Source organism: Blautia sp. MSK17_66 (genome assembly GCF_020538025.1).
In the GTDB taxonomy this organism is placed as follows: domain Bacteria; phylum Bacillota; class Clostridia; order Lachnospirales; family Lachnospiraceae; genus Blautia_A.
This window is the reverse complement of the sequence record NZ_JAJBNQ010000025.1, coordinates 44,533-61,966: the sequence shown is the minus strand read 5'-3', so window position 1 is coordinate 61,966 and position 17,434 is coordinate 44,533. Positions and strand designations below refer to the sequence as shown.

15 protein-coding genes, 1 tRNA gene and 1 riboswitch are annotated in these 17,434 nt (G+C 42.1%); of the genes, 1 reads left to right on the top strand and 15 read right to left on the bottom strand.

The window, feature by feature from the left end:
* Positions 1-268 precede the first annotated feature (268 nt).
* Positions 269-356 (bottom strand) — tRNA-Ser (locus LIR34_RS13480).
* A 224-nt stretch (positions 357-580) separates the two neighbouring features.
* On the opposite strand from LIR34_RS13480, the gene LIR34_RS13475 reads away from it, so the two are divergent.
* Entirely contained in the window at positions 581-772 is a 192-nt protein-coding gene (locus tag LIR34_RS13475) for a ubiquinone biosynthesis protein UbiE (protein WP_161285468.1), read from the top strand.
* Positions 773-831: 59 nt separating this feature from the next.
* Here the strand turns inward: LIR34_RS13475 and LIR34_RS13470 are convergent, their stop codons facing one another.
* From LIR34_RS13470 to LIR34_RS13405, 14 genes are all read right to left on the bottom strand, one after another.
* On the bottom strand, positions 832-1,551 hold the full coding sequence (locus tag LIR34_RS13470; RefSeq protein ID WP_173903002.1) for a lysophospholipid acyltransferase family protein: 720 nt from the start codon (positions 1,549-1,551) through the stop codon (positions 832-834).
* Between the two features lie 26 nt (positions 1,552-1,577).
* Positions 1,578-2,378, bottom strand: a complete 801-nt coding sequence (locus LIR34_RS13465; RefSeq protein WP_227240093.1) for a hypothetical protein — start codon at positions 2,376-2,378, stop codon at positions 1,578-1,580.
* Positions 2,379-2,396: 18 nt separating this feature from the next.
* Positions 2,397-4,898 carry a DNA gyrase subunit A gene (gene gyrA / locus LIR34_RS13460; protein WP_173903001.1) on the bottom strand — a complete coding sequence of 834 codons (2,502 nt, stop codon included), beginning with the start codon at positions 4,896-4,898 and terminating at the stop codon, positions 2,397-2,399.
* A gap of 11 nt (positions 4,899-4,909) precedes the next feature.
* Positions 4,910-6,835 carry a DNA topoisomerase (ATP-hydrolyzing) subunit B gene (gene gyrB / locus LIR34_RS13455; RefSeq protein ID WP_173903000.1) on the bottom strand — a complete coding sequence of 642 codons (1,926 nt, stop codon included), beginning with the start codon at positions 6,833-6,835 and terminating at the stop codon, positions 4,910-4,912.
* A 178-nt stretch (positions 6,836-7,013) separates the two neighbouring features.
* Complete coding sequence (gene rsmI / locus LIR34_RS13450; RefSeq protein ID WP_161285472.1) at positions 7,014-7,853, bottom strand: 16S rRNA (cytidine(1402)-2'-O)-methyltransferase; 840 nt, start codon at positions 7,851-7,853, stop codon at positions 7,014-7,016.
* 36 nt (positions 7,854-7,889) lie between these two features.
* Positions 7,890-8,642, bottom strand: a complete 753-nt coding sequence (locus tag LIR34_RS13445; RefSeq protein ID WP_161285473.1) for a tRNA1(Val) (adenine(37)-N6)-methyltransferase — start codon at positions 8,640-8,642, stop codon at positions 7,890-7,892.
* Complete coding sequence (locus LIR34_RS13440; RefSeq protein WP_161285474.1) at positions 8,620-9,534, bottom strand: PSP1 domain-containing protein; 915 nt, start codon at positions 9,532-9,534, stop codon at positions 8,620-8,622. Before LIR34_RS13440 ends, LIR34_RS13445 begins: the two co-directional genes overlap by 23 nt.
* A 1-nt stretch (position 9,535) precedes the next feature.
* Positions 9,536-10,525: a DNA polymerase III subunit delta' gene (holB, locus tag LIR34_RS13435; protein ID WP_173902999.1), complete on the bottom strand. Its 990-nt coding sequence runs from the start codon at positions 10,523-10,525 to the stop codon at positions 9,536-9,538.
* 72 nt (positions 10,526-10,597) lie between these two features.
* Positions 10,598-11,212: a guanylate kinase gene (locus LIR34_RS13430; RefSeq protein ID WP_173902998.1), complete on the bottom strand. Its 615-nt coding sequence runs from the start codon at positions 11,210-11,212 to the stop codon at positions 10,598-10,600.
* A gap of 4 nt (positions 11,213-11,216) precedes the next feature.
* A complete protein-coding gene (locus tag LIR34_RS13425) occupies positions 11,217-12,671 on the bottom strand; it encodes an aminotransferase class I/II-fold pyridoxal phosphate-dependent enzyme (protein ID WP_173902997.1) in 1,455 nt (484 codons plus the stop codon).
* 5 nt (positions 12,672-12,676) lie between these two features.
* Entirely contained in the window at positions 12,677-13,366 is a 690-nt protein-coding gene (locus LIR34_RS13420; RefSeq protein WP_161285478.1) for a response regulator transcription factor, read from the bottom strand.
* Positions 13,359-14,519, bottom strand: a complete 1,161-nt coding sequence (locus LIR34_RS13415) for a sensor histidine kinase (RefSeq protein WP_161285479.1) — start codon at positions 14,517-14,519, stop codon at positions 13,359-13,361. Before LIR34_RS13415 ends, LIR34_RS13420 begins: the two co-directional genes overlap by 8 nt.
* Positions 14,520-14,667: 148 nt before the next feature.
* A complete protein-coding gene (metK, locus tag LIR34_RS13410) occupies positions 14,668-15,846 on the bottom strand; it encodes a methionine adenosyltransferase (protein WP_173902996.1) in 1,179 nt (392 codons plus the stop codon).
* A 96-nt stretch (positions 15,847-15,942) separates the two neighbouring features.
* Positions 15,943-16,044: riboswitch (SAM riboswitch) on the bottom strand.
* Between the two features lie 79 nt (positions 16,045-16,123).
* Complete coding sequence (locus LIR34_RS13405; RefSeq protein WP_161285481.1) at positions 16,124-17,416, bottom strand: UDP-N-acetylglucosamine 1-carboxyvinyltransferase; 1,293 nt, start codon at positions 17,414-17,416, stop codon at positions 16,124-16,126.
* Between the last annotated feature and the right edge of the window lie 18 nt (positions 17,417-17,434).

Below are 17,434 nucleotides of genomic sequence, written 5' to 3'. Positions count from 1 at the left end.
TTAAGAATTTTCGAGAATCGTATGTGTTTCACTGTTTAGTTATCAAGGTTCTTTGGTATTTTTCACTGTCTTGCGACAGCTCATTTAGTTTATCATGTTCGTTTCTGTTTGTCAAGAACTTTTTTAAGTTTTTTCAAAACTTTTTTTCGAACTCTTTTGTGATTTCGTTGCTCATCAGCAACTCGTTTACTTTACCACATTCATTTCTGAATGTCAAGCACTTTTTTGAAGTTTTTTAATTTCTTTTCAGAAGTTATTAACTTCAAAACGGAGAAGGAGGGATTTGAACCCTCGCGCCGGTTACCCGACCTATACCCTTAGCAGGGGCACCTCTTCGGCCTCTTGAGTACTTCTCCTGACTCCGAATTCATAATCTCTTATGCAATTTGAAGCGCATTTCTTTCCGAAACGCATGGTTAATTATACATAACATGTTTTACATTGTCAACACCTTTTTTATATTTATTTTAATATTTTTTTGTTTTGTTTTTACCCTTATATTGGAAACGCCAGAATTTTATGATAGACTAAAATTAATCAGATCAGATCCGGCTAGAACAAGGAGAAAGAAGGTGTGTTTATGGGCGAGATCATAGAAGAGTTTTTCACTGGATACTGCAGAAATTTTGACATGACACAAACCGTAATCTGCGAATTTGAACAATCTCCACAAGGACTTCAGCTTCTGGATTCAAGCTGTGAATACGGGAACTGCCGCTACAGTAAAGACTGTGTTGTCATGCAGCAGGCACTTGCACGAGAGATTGTATGAGTATGAAAAACAGCCGAAAGCAAAATACTTCCGACTGTTTTTTGTTATAAGATATTCAGTTAGTCCCATCCACCATATTCCTGAATGGTTTCCTCGACTCTTCTTCTGACTTCTGCTGCAATCTCTGTTGATTTCATATCTTTATATTCATCATAATACATCGGCTTGAGGAAATGTACCTGTACTGTCAGAGGTGCGATTGAGCCTGTGTCAAAAGCCTTATAGGTATCGATCAGTGCAACCGGCACGATCGGACATCTCGCTTTCATTGCTGCCTTAAAACTTCCACCCTTAAACTCCTGCGGATGGTTTCCGTTCTTACTTCTTGTTCCTTCTGCAAAGATAAGATAATTACGTCCGCTCTTAACTTCCCTGGTAACATTGATGATTACCTGCATGGACTGTCTCAGATCCTCTCTGTCCATGATAAAGGCTTTCATACATGTAAATACCTGTTTCAAAAACGGGACATTTCCAACTTCTTTCTTCGCCACAACAGAAAACGGAACCGGGCAGGCATCCAAGATCGCCAGAACATCATACAGTCCCTGATGGTTTGGATAAAACATAAATCCATTCTCCGAAGGAATATTTTCCGTCCCATAGGATTTAATGGTAATATTCCCACCTGTATTTGCCCTTCTGTCGATTTTTTTGAGCAATGCATATCTCTTTTCTTCGGGATAATCATCCACATGCCCTGCATACCAGTTCAGCATAAACCATCCATAAGGCACAAAGAAAAGATTTCGTAATACCATCATTATGATTCTCTTCATGCTGCTACCATCCTTCCAAGCTTCTGCTAACTTAATTTTGAAGCAATTTTTTCTTCATATCCCGGATTTTTCTTAATGAATTTATCATAAGCAACCGTGTATTCCTGATATGCATCTGATTTCATAAACAGAGCATATTTTTCTGCCGCCTGCTTATTCATATCATTCGTGATCTCTGATGGCGTAAGTACATAATATTTACCATCCTCTTTTTTCTGAGTCATATAAGTACTGATACATGGATAAGCCTGACCATTCTTAAGAACCAGATCATATGTGATATACATAAATGTATAATTTCCATCCTGAGATATCTTATCACATTTATTGATCTGGATTTTTTCCGGTGAATGCGCAGCAAAATATTTTACTGTTGCATCCATCTCTGCCTGAAGGTTATCATCCGCCTTCGTTACGCCATAGCATTTCCTGACTTTCTTCTCATTTCCACTCTCATAAGATTCAATCAGTGCCTTAACAACTCTTTCTGGTGTCTTATGACTGACTCCGCAACTCTTCACAGCAAAAATAATCACTATGAGCAGAACTGCAAGTATAACTCCTCCCGCAATATACTGTACGGGAATATCTTGTTTTCTGGATCTGCTCTTTTTTCGGTTTCTGACAGTTTTGGAACTGGCTGCTTTACTGCTTCCGTTGACCTTGACATTACGCATACCGGTCCTTGAACTTCCAGTTTTTTTCGTTTCCAGTGCAGATCTTCTGACATTGGATTTTGAACGTCCTGTTTTTTGGCGGCTCTTACTATTCTTACTGCTTTTGGTAGTTTTACTGCTGCCATTTAATGAGACATATTCCTTCTCCATGATGATCTAACGTCCCCTTTATTCTTCTGTCGGCTGTTTTTCCTTGTCTTCTTTGTCTTTTTCTTCTTCTTTTTCTCTGACCTTTGCAAAGCTTGCAACTGTCACTCCATCAGAAAGGTTAATCAGTTTTACTCCTGATGTAATTCTTCCAAGAATAGAAATATCAGAACACTGCAAACGGATAATAATTCCCTCTGTGGTGATCATCATGATCTCATTTTCTTCATTTACCGCTTTGGCTCCGATGACATTTCCTGTTTTTTCTGTGATCTTATAACATTTCACGCCTTTACCGCCTCGGTTCTGGCAGGTAAATTCACTGACAGAGGTTCTCTTTCCCATACCATTCTCAGAAACAACAAGGAGATAATATCCCTGTGTATTCAGCTGCATAGCAACAACTTCGTCTCCATCCAGCAGGTTAATGCCTCGTACACCCATGGAAACTCGTCCTGTGCTTCTTACATCTGTTTCCTTGAAACGAATGCACTGGCCATATTTCGTTATAAGAATAATATCTTTCTTATCATCTGTTGCTTTTACTTCGATCAGCTCATCATCATCTCTGAGAGAAATCGCTGCAAGCCCTACCTTGCGGACATTTGCATAATCACGAATCGGAGTTTTCTTAACAAGACCCTTACGTGTTGCCATCATCAGATAATGTCCTTCTTCAAACTTGCTGATCGGAATAACTGATGTGATCCGCTCTCCCGGCATCAGCTGCAGAAGATTGATAATTGCAGTTCCTCTTGCTGTTCTTCCTGCTTCCGGAATCTCATATGCCTTCAGACGGTATACTCGTCCTGTGTTGGTAAAGAACATCACATAATGATGCGTTGTTGTCATCATCAGTTCTTCAATATAATCATCATCCAGGGTCTGCATACCCTTTATGCCTCTGCCGCCTCGATTCTGACTACGGAAGTTATCTACTGTCATACGCTTGATATAGCCAAGCTTTGTCATTGTAATGACTGTATTTTCTCTCGGGATCATGTCCTCCATGGAAATGTCATATGCATCAAATCCAATAGATGTTCTTCTTTCATCTCCATATTTCTCTGCAATTGCAAGAATTTCTTCACGGATAACACGAAGAAGAGTATTTCTGTCAGCAAGAATTGCCTGTAATTTACGGATTTTTTCCATTAATTCTGCATATTCTGCTTCCAGCTTTTCTCTTTCCAGACCGGTCAGTGCACGCAGACGCATATCAACGATCGCCTGTGCCTGAACATCTGTCAGTTCAAAGCGATCCATTAATTCCTGCTTTGCGATCTGAACGTTTCTTGCTGCACGGATAATACGGATCACTTCATCGATATTATCAAGTGCCTTAAGAAGACCTTCCAGAATATGAGCACGCTCCTGTGCCTTATTCAGATCATATTTCGTTCTTCTTGTTACGACATCTTCCTGATGTGCAAGGTAATATTCAAGCATCTCCGGAAGAGTCAGAACTTTCGGCTGAAGACTTCCGTTTACAGAAACCAGACACAGCATGATCACACCAAAAGTATCCTGAAGCTGTGTATGCTTATACAGCTGGTTGAGAACAACATTTGCATTAGCATCTCTGCGCAGATCAATACAGATACGCATTCCCTCACGACTGGAGTGATCATTCAGATCTGTAATTCCGTCAATCTTTTTGTCCCGCACAAGCTCTGCGATCTTCTCGATCAGACGTGCTTTATTTACAAGATACGGAAGTTCTGTAACGATAATACGGGATTTACCATTTGGCAGTGTCTCGATATTTGTCACCGCACGGACACGGATCTTACCACGTCCTGTACGATATGCTTCCTCGATTCCTCTTGTTCCAAGAATGGTTGCTCCTGTTGGAAAATCCGGACCTTTGACGATATCAAGAAGTTCTTCGATCGTTGTCCCTCTGTCCTCTTCAATGATATTATCTATAATCTTAACAACTGCCTGGATTACTTCTCTTAAGTTGTGAGGCGGAATATTGGTTGCCATACCAACTGCAATACCGGAAGTACCATTTACAAGAAGATTCGGATAACGTGACGGAAGTACGACAGGCTCTCTCTCTGTCTCATCAAAGTTTGGCTGAAAATCAACTGTGTTTTTATTAATATCTGCAAGCATCTCCATGGAAATCTTGCTTAAGCGTGCCTCTGTATATCGCATGGCAGCTGCACCGTCACCATCCACAGACCCAAAGTTTCCGTGACCATCTACCAGAGGATATCTGGTTGACCAGTCCTGTGCCATATTTACAAGTGCTCCGTAAATAGAACTGTCTCCATGAGGATGATACTTACCCATAGTATCACCAACGATACGGGCACATTTACGATGTGGCTTGTCCGGACCGTTATTCAATTCGATCATGGAATACAGAACTCTTCTCTGAACCGGCTTCAGTCCATCTCTTACGTCCGGAAGAGCACGTGAGGCAATAACACTCATGGCATAATCTATATAAGATTTCTCCATCGTCTTCTGTAGATCCACCTCATGGATTTTGTCAAAAATATTGTCTTCCATTTTTTATTCTCCTAGATATCCAGATTTTCTACAAAGCGTGCATTTTCTTCGATAAATTCACGTCTTGGATCAACTTTATCACCCATAAGAGTGGTAAAAGTCAGATCGATCTCAGAGGCAGCAGATTCATCCATAGTGACCTTGAGAAGAATTCGTCTCTCCGGATCCATGGTTGTTTCCCAAAGCTGCTCTGCATCCATCTCACCAAGACCTTTGTAACGCTGGATCTTGTTATTGTTGTCACGTCCGATTTCCTCAAGGATGCTGTTCAGCTGTGCATCATCATAGGCATACCAGACTTTTTTATTCTTTTCTACCTTGTACAGTGGCGGCTGTGCCAGATATACATATCCCTGCTTGATAAGCTCTGGCATGAATCTGTAAAGAAATGTCAGCAGAAGTGTTGCAATATGTGCTCCGTCAACATCGGCATCTGTCATGATGATGATCTTGTGATAACGCAGTTTGCTGATATCAAAATCCTCATGGATACCGGTACCAAATGCTGTGATCATTGCCTTGATCTCTGCATTTCCATAAATTCTGTCCAGACGTGCCTTCTCTACATTAAGGATTTTTCCACGAAGCGGAAGGATTGCCTGTGTCGCACGGTTTCTTGCGGTCTTCGCAGAACCACCGGCTGAATCTCCCTCTACGATATAAATCTCACAATTCTTAGGATCTTTGTCCGAACAGTCTGCAAGCTTACCCGGAAGCGACATTCCGTCAAGTGCTGATTTTCTTCTGGTAAGGTCTCGTGCTTTACGTGCTGCCTCCCTTGCCCTCTGTGCCAGAACAGATTTCTCCACAGTAGCCTTTGCTACAGATGGATTCTGCTCAAGAAAGATCTCAAGCTGCTTACTTACGACAGAATCTACTGCTCCTCGTGCCTCACTGTTTCCAAGCTTCTGTTTTGTCTGACCCTCAAACTGAGGTTCTTCAATCTTAACACTTACGATCGCAGTCAGCCCTTCACGGATATCATCTCCACTTAAGTTCGGCTCACTGTCCTTAAGAAGTTTATTCTTTCTCGCATAATCATTAAAGGTCTTGGTAAGTGCATTACGGAAACCGACGATATGCGTACCGCCTTCCGGTGTATTGATATTATTTACAAATCCATAACTGTTCTCTGTATAGGAATCATTATGCTGCATTGCCACTTCTACGGCAACGCCATCTTTCTCTCCCTCACAGTAAATAACCTCTGGATACAGAGGCTCTTTACTCTTGTTCAGATATGTTACAAATTCTCTGATTCCACCTTCATAGTGAAAAACTTTCTCTTTTTTGGAATCTTCTCTCTCATCTTTAAGGACAATGCGAAGCCCTTTGGTCAGAAATGCCATCTCGCGAAGGCGCTGTTTCAGGATATCATAATCGTAAACAGTTTCCTCAAAGATTTCTTTATCCGGCAAAAAGGTAACCGTCGTTCCTGTTCTTTCCGGTTCGCATTCGCCTATATTTTTAAGAGGATACATTGTATGTCCTCTCTCATAGCGCTGTTTATATTCTCTGCCCTCACGATATATGGTGACCTCCAGCCACTCGGACAGAGCATTTACAACAGATGCGCCTACACCATGAAGTCCTCCTGATACCTTATATCCTCCACCGCCGAATTTTCCACCGGCATGAAGAATGGTAAATACAACCTCTACCGCCGGAATCCCTGCCTTGTGGTTGAGCCCTACCGGAATTCCTCGTCCGTTATCGACAACAGTAATGGAATTGTCCGGGTTGATGATTACCTGAATCTCTGTACAATATCCGGCCAACGCTTCATCCACCGCATTATCTACGATTTCGTATACAAGATGATGCAGACCCCGGCTGGATGTGCTTCCAATATACATACCCGGTCTTTTACGAACCGCTTCCAGCCCTTCCAAAATCTGAATCTGGTCCGCTCCGTACTCCGTATTTTCTCCGCCCATGTGCTGCCTCCTGTCATTCAATCAATTTATATTAAAACACCTGTCATGTCCTCTATTGGACATACGTATACTAATTTATTATAGCACAAAAACTACATTCTTTCCATTAAAACCGCAAAATCAATGTACAAAAAAAAGAACTGTATTTCTCATAAAATCAGAAACACAGTCCCTACTTTTACTGAACAAGATATTGATAAATTTCTCTTTTGGATACGCCTCTGTCCTTTGCAACCTTCTTCATCGCATCTTTTCTTGAGAATCCCTGTTTTTCGTAAATCTCCATATGTTCTTCGATAGAAATTTCCTCCCAGGAAGCCATCTCTTCTTCTTTCAGTTCCTGACGGCTTTTACCCTCTATCACAAGGACACATTCTCCCAGCGGCTTCTCATTCTCATAACGGATAATAAGTTCATCAATTGTTGTGTGAAAAGCCGTTTCATGCTTTTTGGTCAGTTCTCTGCAAAGTGTCATTCTGCGATTACCAAGTGTCTCTTTCAGATCCTTAAGTGTACGGACCAGTTTATGCGGTGCCTCATACATTATGATCGTTCTGGTCTCGTTCACCAGTTCATCCAGAATTTCCCTGCGTTCCTTTTTGTCCATCGGAAGAAATGCTTCAAAAGCAAATCTTCTGGTTGCAAGTCCGGACAATGTCAATGCTGTAATGCAGGCTGCCGGTCCCGGAAGAGAGGTCACCTCAATCCCTGCGTCATAACACATTGCCGCCAGTTCTTCTCCAGGATCTGAAATTCCCGGTGTTCCCGCATCTGTGATCAGAGCAATATTCATCCCACTCTGCATCTTTTCAATCAATGTATAGGCCTTGTCGATCTTATTATATTCATGATAACTGGTCATGGGCGTTTTTATCTCAAAATGATTGAGCAGCTTAATACTGTTCCGGGTATCCTCTGCTGCGATCAGATCTACTTCTTTGAGTGTACGCAGAACACGCAGAGTGATATCTTCCAGATTTCCAATCGGCGTTGCACAAAGATATAATTTTCCGCTCATAAATCAGCTCTCCTTCTTAAGTTCTTATCCATAGCATCATACCATCCCATATATTTCCAGGATAGACTTTGTGTACTCTCCCGGCTTCTCGTAAACGATCAGAGGACGTTCTACCGTAATTCTTGAATTTCCTCCCTTACAGGCTTCTATCAGCACCATATTCGGTTCTCTGTCTATGTATGGATATACCAGCTGCATGCGCTTCGGCTCCAGCTTATATTTCATCATCACCTGAAAAATCTCAGCAAGACGAAACGGACGATGCACCATGAAAAAATGTCCCCTGTCTTTGAGCACTCTGGAGGCCTGACTTACTACATCTTCCAGCGTACAAAGCACCTCATGCCTTGCGATCGCCTTTGCCATATACGGATTACGTAATCCATGCTCTCCTATCATATATGGAGGATTGCTTGTCACTACATCAAAAGAAGCTGCTCCAAAAATTTCAGCAGCCTCTTTGATGTCTCCGCATACAATATCAATTGCAGATTCCAGTCCATTATACGCAACACTGCGTGACGCCATATCTGCACATTCTTTTTGTATCTCAAGTCCTGTAAAATGTGTTCCCTTCTCCCTGCTCTTAAGCAGGATCGGAATAATTCCTGTACCGGTTCCCATATCCAGAACTCTTGCATTATTTCTGATCTTTGCAAAACCGGACAAAAGAACTGCATCCATTCCAAAACAGAATTTCTCAGGATTCTGAATTACATAAAATCCATTCTGCAGGTCATCGACCCGCTCTCCCAAATGTACCAGATCAGTCTGCGGATTTCTTTCCATGAGATTTTATATCTCCTTCTTTATCCTCAAGTTTTTCCAGTTCCTTCATTTCCTTGTCAGATATCTTAATCTTTTTTCTGCGCGCCCGAAACTTCAGTTCATCTACCGGAAATTCCTGAATTTCTTTTTCGTCGTTTACTTCAACAACAACCTTGACTCTCTGACGAAGTACATTCACACTCTGAACCGTTCCCTGAATGCCATCCGGAAGTGTAACAGTATCTCCGATTCCCGGAAGCTTCTTATTCAGTTCCTCATATGTCTCCTGCTCATTCTTGAGACAGCACATCAATCTTCCACATACACCGGAGATCTTGGTCTGGTTCAGCGAAAGATTCTGCTCCTTCGCCATCTTGATGGATACCGGTGCAAACTCTGAGAGATAAGTATGGCAGCAGAGACATCTGCCGCAGATTCCAATTCCTCCCAGAATCTTGGTCTCATCCCGGACTCCGATCTGCCGCAATTCAATTCTTGTCTTGAAGATCGCAGCTAGATCTTTGACTAACTGACGGAAATCGATTCTTCCGTCTGCTGTAAAATAAAACAACACTTTGTTGTTATCAAATGTATATTCTGCATCGATCAGCTTCATCTCCAGGCCATGCTCACGGATCTTCTTCTGGCAGATCTTAAAAGCGTCTTTTTCTTTAAGACGATTCTGTTTCTCTCTGTCTTCATCTGCCTGAGTTGCCACTCTTAATACTTCTTTGAGCGGATGAACCACCTCGTCCTCTCCGACTTCCTTCGGTCCAAGTACAACTCTTCCAAACTCTACTCCGCGGGCAGTTTCTACGATCACATGATCGCCCACCTGCATCTTATAATTCTTCGGGTCAAAATAATATATTTTACCGACATTTCTGAATCTGATTCCAACTATCTTTGTCATTCTAACTCTCCCTGATCGTCAGGAACAGAAGTTCAAGAGCAAGCTCGAAATTTACATTTGCACGCAGACGTACCTTTGTTTTTTCCAGTGCCTCCAGTATCTTTTCGAGATTTTCATATGAACGCTGGCTCGCCTGTTCCTTTATATAATTAATTTCCTGCTTGAACACCAGATTGTCTATCTCTCTGGTAGCCTTGAACATCAGAACATCACGGAACCAGAACTGGAAAATATCCAGATAATCACTTATATGCTGCTTCTTATCTGAAAGCGCACGAAGCACATCTGTAAGCTCATACGTCTGCATAGTGTTTACATACTTCAGTATCTTCAGTGCATTCTCCGTCATCTTACTGAATTCTTCGGATGTTGCCGCTTCCTGAGCCTTTCCAATGCTTCCCTGTGCAAAAGATGCATCGATCTCTGCCTGATAATCCGGCACATGAAGACGCTCCATAAGATATTTCTTAACCAGATTGTCATCTACTACCTTCAGATCAAGTCTTACACATCGTGACTGAATCGTAGGAAGCAGAGCATCCACATTGCTGGTCAACAGCATGATCACAGCGTATTCCGGCGGTTCCTCAATTGTTTTAAGAAGAGCATTCTGCGCCTGCACTGTCATCATCTCCGCATCCGGAATGATATATATCTTGTGCTGGCTACAGTATGGCTTGATCGCTACATCATGGATCACCTGATCACGCACCTCATCGATGGTAATAGTTCCCGGTTTCTCATGATTCACCATAATAATATCCGGATGGTTCTTACCCATGGCTTTCTTGCAGGAATCACACTTCTGACATGGCTCCGTTCCCCCAGCCTCGCACTGAAGAGTCATTGCATAAGTCGTTGCAAGAAGCTTCTTTCCCGATCCTGGTCTTCCGGTAAAGATATAGGAATGAGATATCTTTCCTGTCGTCATAGCATTCTTCAGATGCCTGATGATTTCTTCATGTCCGATAATATTGTTGAAACTAACCATTCAGAATCACCTCTCTCGTTTATAGTTTCTATATACGAATCTTTGTTCGCTATTTCTACATTATAGCATACTTTATTGCCCATTCAAAACTATTTTTGTCTGCGAAAAGGAATTTATATAATTTATAATATTTTTGACACATAATTCTAAATTATCATTGGTAAATCTTAATTTAATTCCTGTTTTCTGGATATTTTCCTCTGAAAAATCTTTCTGATCTGCCAGAAAGCGCCTGCACAGTTCTTCGTACTTTGGATTGTCCTGTTCTCTTTCTCTTAGCAGTGCTCTCTGTAATCTCTCCCCATCCTCTACCTGAATATAGATTGGTATTACATACTCTGCTCCATAATATGCTTTTAGTTTCTCATAAGATTCCAGTGTACCGATTCCCAGATAATTTCCCTCCGAAAGATCTACCTGTCCGTCATCCGCAGTAAAATATGTCCAAATACCATGAACTGTATGATAAGCTCTGGCTTCGATCAGCTTTCCGGCTGCCTCAAACGCCTGAAGCCTGCTGTCATCTGTAAAATAATACTGTACACCTTCCGCCTCACCTGCACGGATAGGTCTTGTCGTATACAATATAAGCTTCTTAAGATTCAGTTCTTTATTTTCCACCAGCAGTGAATATATCCTGTCCTTACCGCTGGCACTTTTTCCCATAATATAAAAAATTTTTCCCATGAAATCAGCCTAGCTGCTCCTTCGTAATATTCTGGGATATTACACGGATGGTATCATTGGTATAATCCTCCAGTCCCTGCAGATATAATCCCTCTTCCATGTATATTCTCATATTACGGATAAATTGTCCAGTAATCTGTTCTCCCGGAACGATCAATGGGATTCCCGGCGGATACAGATATCCAAATTCCGCAGATATCCTGCCAACGCTTTCTTCCAGTCTGCAAACCTCACTCTCCGCTTCCATCGCCTCAGTGACAGACATAAGCTGATTCATAGATGTATATGCAACTCTTTCAGCAATCTGTCCTTCTGTTTTTCTCTTTTTCTGTGATTCTTCCTGATCAATTTCTTCTATTGCCCGGCACAGTCTCTCAAACCCTTCCTCGCTGTCACCAACTGCTGCCAGTGCAAGTACATAATGCTCCGTTTGCATCTCTACCTGAATGTGATATTTCTCAAGAAGAAGCTGTGCCAGTTCTGTTCCTGTCATCGAAGTATATCGTGTAGAAAAGATCAACTTGGACCGGTCATAATCAAATACTCCTGCTGAACCGATTTCCGGAGAAACCAGACGGATATACTTACATTCTGAGAGTCTTCGTCTTGCCTTCTCAAGAATTTTGGTAAATTCCCTGAACATTTCTTTCCCATCCGTAACCATCTTATCCATACAGGCATCTATACTTGCCATCAGGATATAGGACGGACTGCTACTCTGATAAATCCCCATAAATCTTCGAATCAGTCTGCTGTCCACACGCTCACTGCAGTTATGAAGAACTGCTGTCTGTGTCATTGCCGGAAGTGTCTTATGAAAACTCTGGATAACCAGATCTGCTCCCAGATCTGCCGCTGATACCGGGAAATAATTTGAAAAATGGAAATGTGCTCCATGTGCCTCATCCACGATCAGTGGAATTTCATGTCTGTGCACGATTTCTGCGATCTTCCCAATATCAGATACTACGCCGTCATAAGTGGGGGAAGTGATCAGCACTGCTTTGATCTCCGGATTCGCGGCCAGTGCTCTTTCCACCTTATCCGGTGAAATTCCGCCGTTTATCCACCACTTTTTGTCCATCTGCGGATAAACATAAGTTGGTGTCAGATTTCTAAGATACAGAGCATGATAAACAGCTTTATGACAGTTTCTTGCAACAAGTATCTGTCCGTTTCCTGGCACTGCTGCTGAAACGGCTGCAAGGAGTGCTGCTGTACTTCCATTGATGCTGTAATAACATTCTCTTGTGCCATATACCTCTGCCGCTGCTTCCTGAGATTCTTTCAGAATTCCCTCCGGATGGTGCAGATTATCAAATCCTTCTATTTCCGTGATATCCCGGTCAAATGGCAGTTTCGTATCGACGGTTCCTGGATTTCTTTTGTGACCCGGCATATGAAACGGATAATAATCTTCCCTGCTGTAATTTTCTAATGCTCTATATAATCTTTCCATAAATTTTATACCTTAAACCTGTAGCCTACACCCCAGATGGTTTCGATATACTGAGGTTTTGCTGTATTAAATTCAATCTTTTCACGGATTTTTTTAATGTGAACAGTGACCGTTGCAATGTCTCCCACAGATTCCATATCCCAGATCTGGCGAAACAGTTCTGCCTTGGTAAATACACGATTTGGATTCTCTGCAAGAAAGGTAAGAAGATCAAATTCCTTGGTTGTAAATGTTTTCTCTTCACCATTTATCCATACTCTTCGGGCAGTCTTGTCAATCTTGATTCCACGAATCTCTATAATATCATTCTTTGCCACATTGGAGCCTACAAGTCTGTTATATCTTTCCATATGGGCCTTTACTCTTGCAACCAGCTCACTTGGGCTGAATGGTTTCGTCATATAGTCATCTGCCCCAAGTCCCAGCCCCCGGATTTTATCAATATCATCTTTCTTTGCTGAAACCATAATGATCGGAATATTCTTTTCCTGACGTACCTGACGGCAGATATCAAATCCGTCAACTTCCGGAAGCATAAGATCAAGAATGATCAGATCATACTCTTCCTTCAGAGCCTTTTCAAGGCCCATATCACCTCTTGTCGCAATCTCGACCTCAAATCCAGATAATTCCAGATAATCTTTCTCCAGATCTGCGATTGCTTCTTCATCCTCAATAATCAGTATCTTACTCATTTACAGGTACCTCCTGGTATTTTCTCAAAACAAAGTACATAATCGTGCCAATATCCTCCCGGCTGGTGGCCCATACCTTACCGCCATGATCCTCCAGTATCTTTCGCACGATTGAAAGGCCGATTCCACTTCCTCCTTTTGCAGAATTACGCGAAACATCTGTCCGGTAAAAACGATCGAAAATATACGGAAGATCTTTGGCTGCAATCCCCTTTCCGTTATCTTCAATCTCGACCTGCACAAAATCTCCGACATCTTTTACCCGGATCTGTATGATGCCCTTCATTCCTTTTGCCTTATCCATATATTTAATGGCATTACTGATAATATTATGGATCACTCTTCGAATCTGTTCTCCATCGGCAATGACCTGTACATCACTGTCTACATAATTGGCATAACAGAGCTGAATTCCTCTTGTCTCCAGTTCCAGACCAACTTCCTCTGCACAGTCCGAAAAATAATCTTCTACATTCAGTTTACTGAAAGTATATGGAATACGGTTTGTATCGATCTTGGAATAAAAAGTAAGCTCGTTGATCAGATGATCCATCTCAACCGTTTTATTATAGATTGTACGGACATAACGGTCCATCTTTTCCGGTGTGTCTGCCACACCGTCCATAATACCCTCAACATATCCCTTTACAGCTGTGATCGGTGTTTTGAGATCATGTGAGATATTGCTGATCAGTTCCTTATTTTCTTTATCCAGAACAATTTTTTCTTCTGCCGATTCCTTGAGCCTTCTTCTCATTTCTTCGAAGTCCCTGCAAAGTTCCGAAAACTCATCTGTTCCCTCCACAGAAAGAACAAAATCAAGATTGCCATCCTTGATATTCTGCGTGGCTTTCCGCAGTTTTACCAGTGGAGTGGCTACACTTCTGTATATCCAGAGTCCTACAGACACACTGGTAAATATCAGAATGATCAGTGCCGTAAAAAACAGATCCTTCGTCATGATCCGAACTCCCAGATCACTGCCATCTGTTTCTCCGATCGTAATGTCATATCCTGCTTCCTGAATCGTATCATTCCTGGCAGAATTCCTGTGCTGAGCTTCGCTGAATCCATATAAGGCAGCGGCTAACAGCAGCATCGGAACAAGTATGATCATCAGAAATCCAAGTATGATCCTCTGTTTTAATTTCATAACGCATCCTCGCCTCTTACATTAGTAAAGTATAGAAAAAACGAACGCATATATGTCGAATCTGTATTCGCTATATATGCGTTCATTATATCATATCAAGATATTCCTATCTCTAAATTTTCTATAAAAACAGTGAAAAAAACATGTCTTACAGATATTTCTTCAGATCATCAACCTTATCCAGTTTTTCCCATGGAAGATCTACATCTGTACGTCCAAAATGTCCGTAGGCAGCAGTCTGTTTGTAGATTGGTCTTCTTAAGTCAAGCATACGGATGATTCCTGCCGGACGAAGATCAAAATTCTCACGAATGATCTCAACAAGCTTGCCATCAGAAAGTTTTCCTGTTCCAAATGTATTAACATTAACAGAAGTTGGTTTTGCAACACCAATTGCATAAGAGAGCTGAATTTCACATTTGTCAGCCAGTCCTGCTGCAACAATATTCTTTGCCACATAACGTGCTGCGTATGCTGCTGAACGGTCAACCTTTGTGCAGTCCTTACCAGAGAAAGCACCGCCGCCGTGACGGCCTGCTCCACCATAAGTATCAACAATGATCTTACGGCCTGTAAGTCCACTGTCGCCGTGAGGTCCGCCGATTACAAAACGTCCTGTAGGATTAATGAAATATTTCGTATCCTCATCGACCATATCCGCCGGAATAATCTCATCAAAGACATATTTCCTGATATCTTCGTGGATCTGTTCCTGGGTAACTTCCGGATCGTGCTGTGTTGAGCATACAACTGCATCGATACGGATCGGTTTTCCATCTTCGCTGTATTCAACAGTTACCTGGGTTTTTCCGTCTGGTCTTAAGTATGACAGGGTTCCGTCTTTACGAACCTTTGTCAGCTGACGTGCAAGCTTATGTGCCATGTTGATCGCATATGGCATATATTCTTCTGTCTCATTGGAAGCATATCCAAACATCATACCCTGGTCTCCGGCTCCGATCGCATCGATCTCGTCTTCGCCCATCTTTGCCTCCAGAGCCTTATCAACACCAAGTGCGATATCTACGGACTGCTCATCAATTGCAGTGATAACTGCACAGGTCTCAGCATCAAATCCGTATTTTCCACGGGTATAGCCAATTTCTCTTACGGTATCTCTTACGATCTTCTGGATGTCAACATAAGCACTTGTGGTGATCTCACCCATAACAAGTACAAGACCTGTTGTTGTAGCTGTTTCACATGCTACACGACCCATTGGATCTTCTTTCATGATTGCATCAAGAATGGCATCGGAAATGGCATCGCACATTTTATCCGGATGGCCTTCAGTTACTGATTCAGATGTAAATAAAATTTTCTCCATGATTTGTTCCTTTCTTACAACTCATTTACCAGTGTCTTCTGTATAACAAAATAAGACAGCCCCAACAATAGGACTGTCTTGAATTTCATCTCAATCCTCTTATTGTTCGATCACTCGCTCAGGTTGGCACCTTCCTCTTATGGGAGGGGTTGCCGTGGCTTCACAGATCCTTTGTATCTCCACCACTCTGAATAAAAGGCCGCTTTATAAAGTTATCATCGTACATACAATAAACTTATTTTATATACTTGTCAAGTGTTCAGATCGACAATTTTTATCAACCTACACGAAGACGGAATTTCTGGATTTCCTTCTCGCTGGAAACTCTTTCGATCTCAGCTCCAAGACTTCTCAGTTTCTCCTCAAAGTTCTCATAACCTCTCTGGATATAAACGATATCATCCACAACCGTGATTCCATCTGCTGCCAGACCTGCAATGACCAGTGCAGCACCTGCACGAAGATCCGGTGCACTGACTCTTGCTCCTGTCAGTTTACGAACACCATCAATAATTGCTGAATTTCCCTCGACTTTAATATTTGCTCCCATTCTGGAAAGCTCGTCCGCATATTTGAAACGATTTTCAAAAATACTCTCTGTCACGATACTTGTTCCCTCTGCAAGAGCAAGTGTAACAGCGATCTGCGGCTGCATATCTGTCGGATATCCCGGATACGGAAGGGTTTTGACATGAGTGCGGTGAAGTCTCTTTCCGGCACGTACACGTACCGCATCATCAAATTCTTCAACCTCACATCCGATCTCTTCAAGCTTTGCAGTTGTTGCTTCAAGATGCTTCGGGATAACATTCTTTACTGTAACATCTCCACCGGTTGCAGCAGCAGCAAACATAAACGTTCCCGCTTCAATCTGATCCGGAATGATAGAGTATTCTGTACGATGAAGTTTCTCAACTCCTTTGATACGGATAACATCTGTTCCTGCACCCTTGATGTTTGCTCCCATACTGTTCAGAAAGTTGGCCACGTCTACGACATGTGGCTCTCTCGCCGCATTCTCGATCGTAGTACGTCCGGATGCCAGAGAAGCAGCCATCATAATATTGATCGTTGCACCAACAGATACAACATCCAGGAAAATATGGCTTCCGTGAAGGTTCTCTGTCTTTGCTACAATTGCACCATGAAGGATGTTTACCTCTGCTCCTAATGCACGAAATCCCTTTAAGTGCTGGTCAATTGGTCTGCTGCCGATGTTGCATCCGCCAGGAAGCGGAACCTCTGCATGTTTATACTTGCCAAGTAATGCGCCGAGAAGATAATAAGACGCACGGATTTTCTTAATATATTCATAATCTACACTGATATCATCAATTGTAGATCCGTTAATCTTAACTGTGGATCTGTCAATTCGCTCAACCTGAGCTCCTATCCCGGCAATTGCTTCCAGCAAAACATTAATGTCTCTTACGTCAGGCAGATTTTCGATAAGAATAGTTTCATCCGTCATAATTGCAGCAGAAAGAATAGCCAGCGCTGCGTTCTTTGCGCCACCGATCTCAACCTCTCCTACTAACGGATTGCCACCTTTGATTACATACTGTTCCATAAAGCACCTCTATAATTA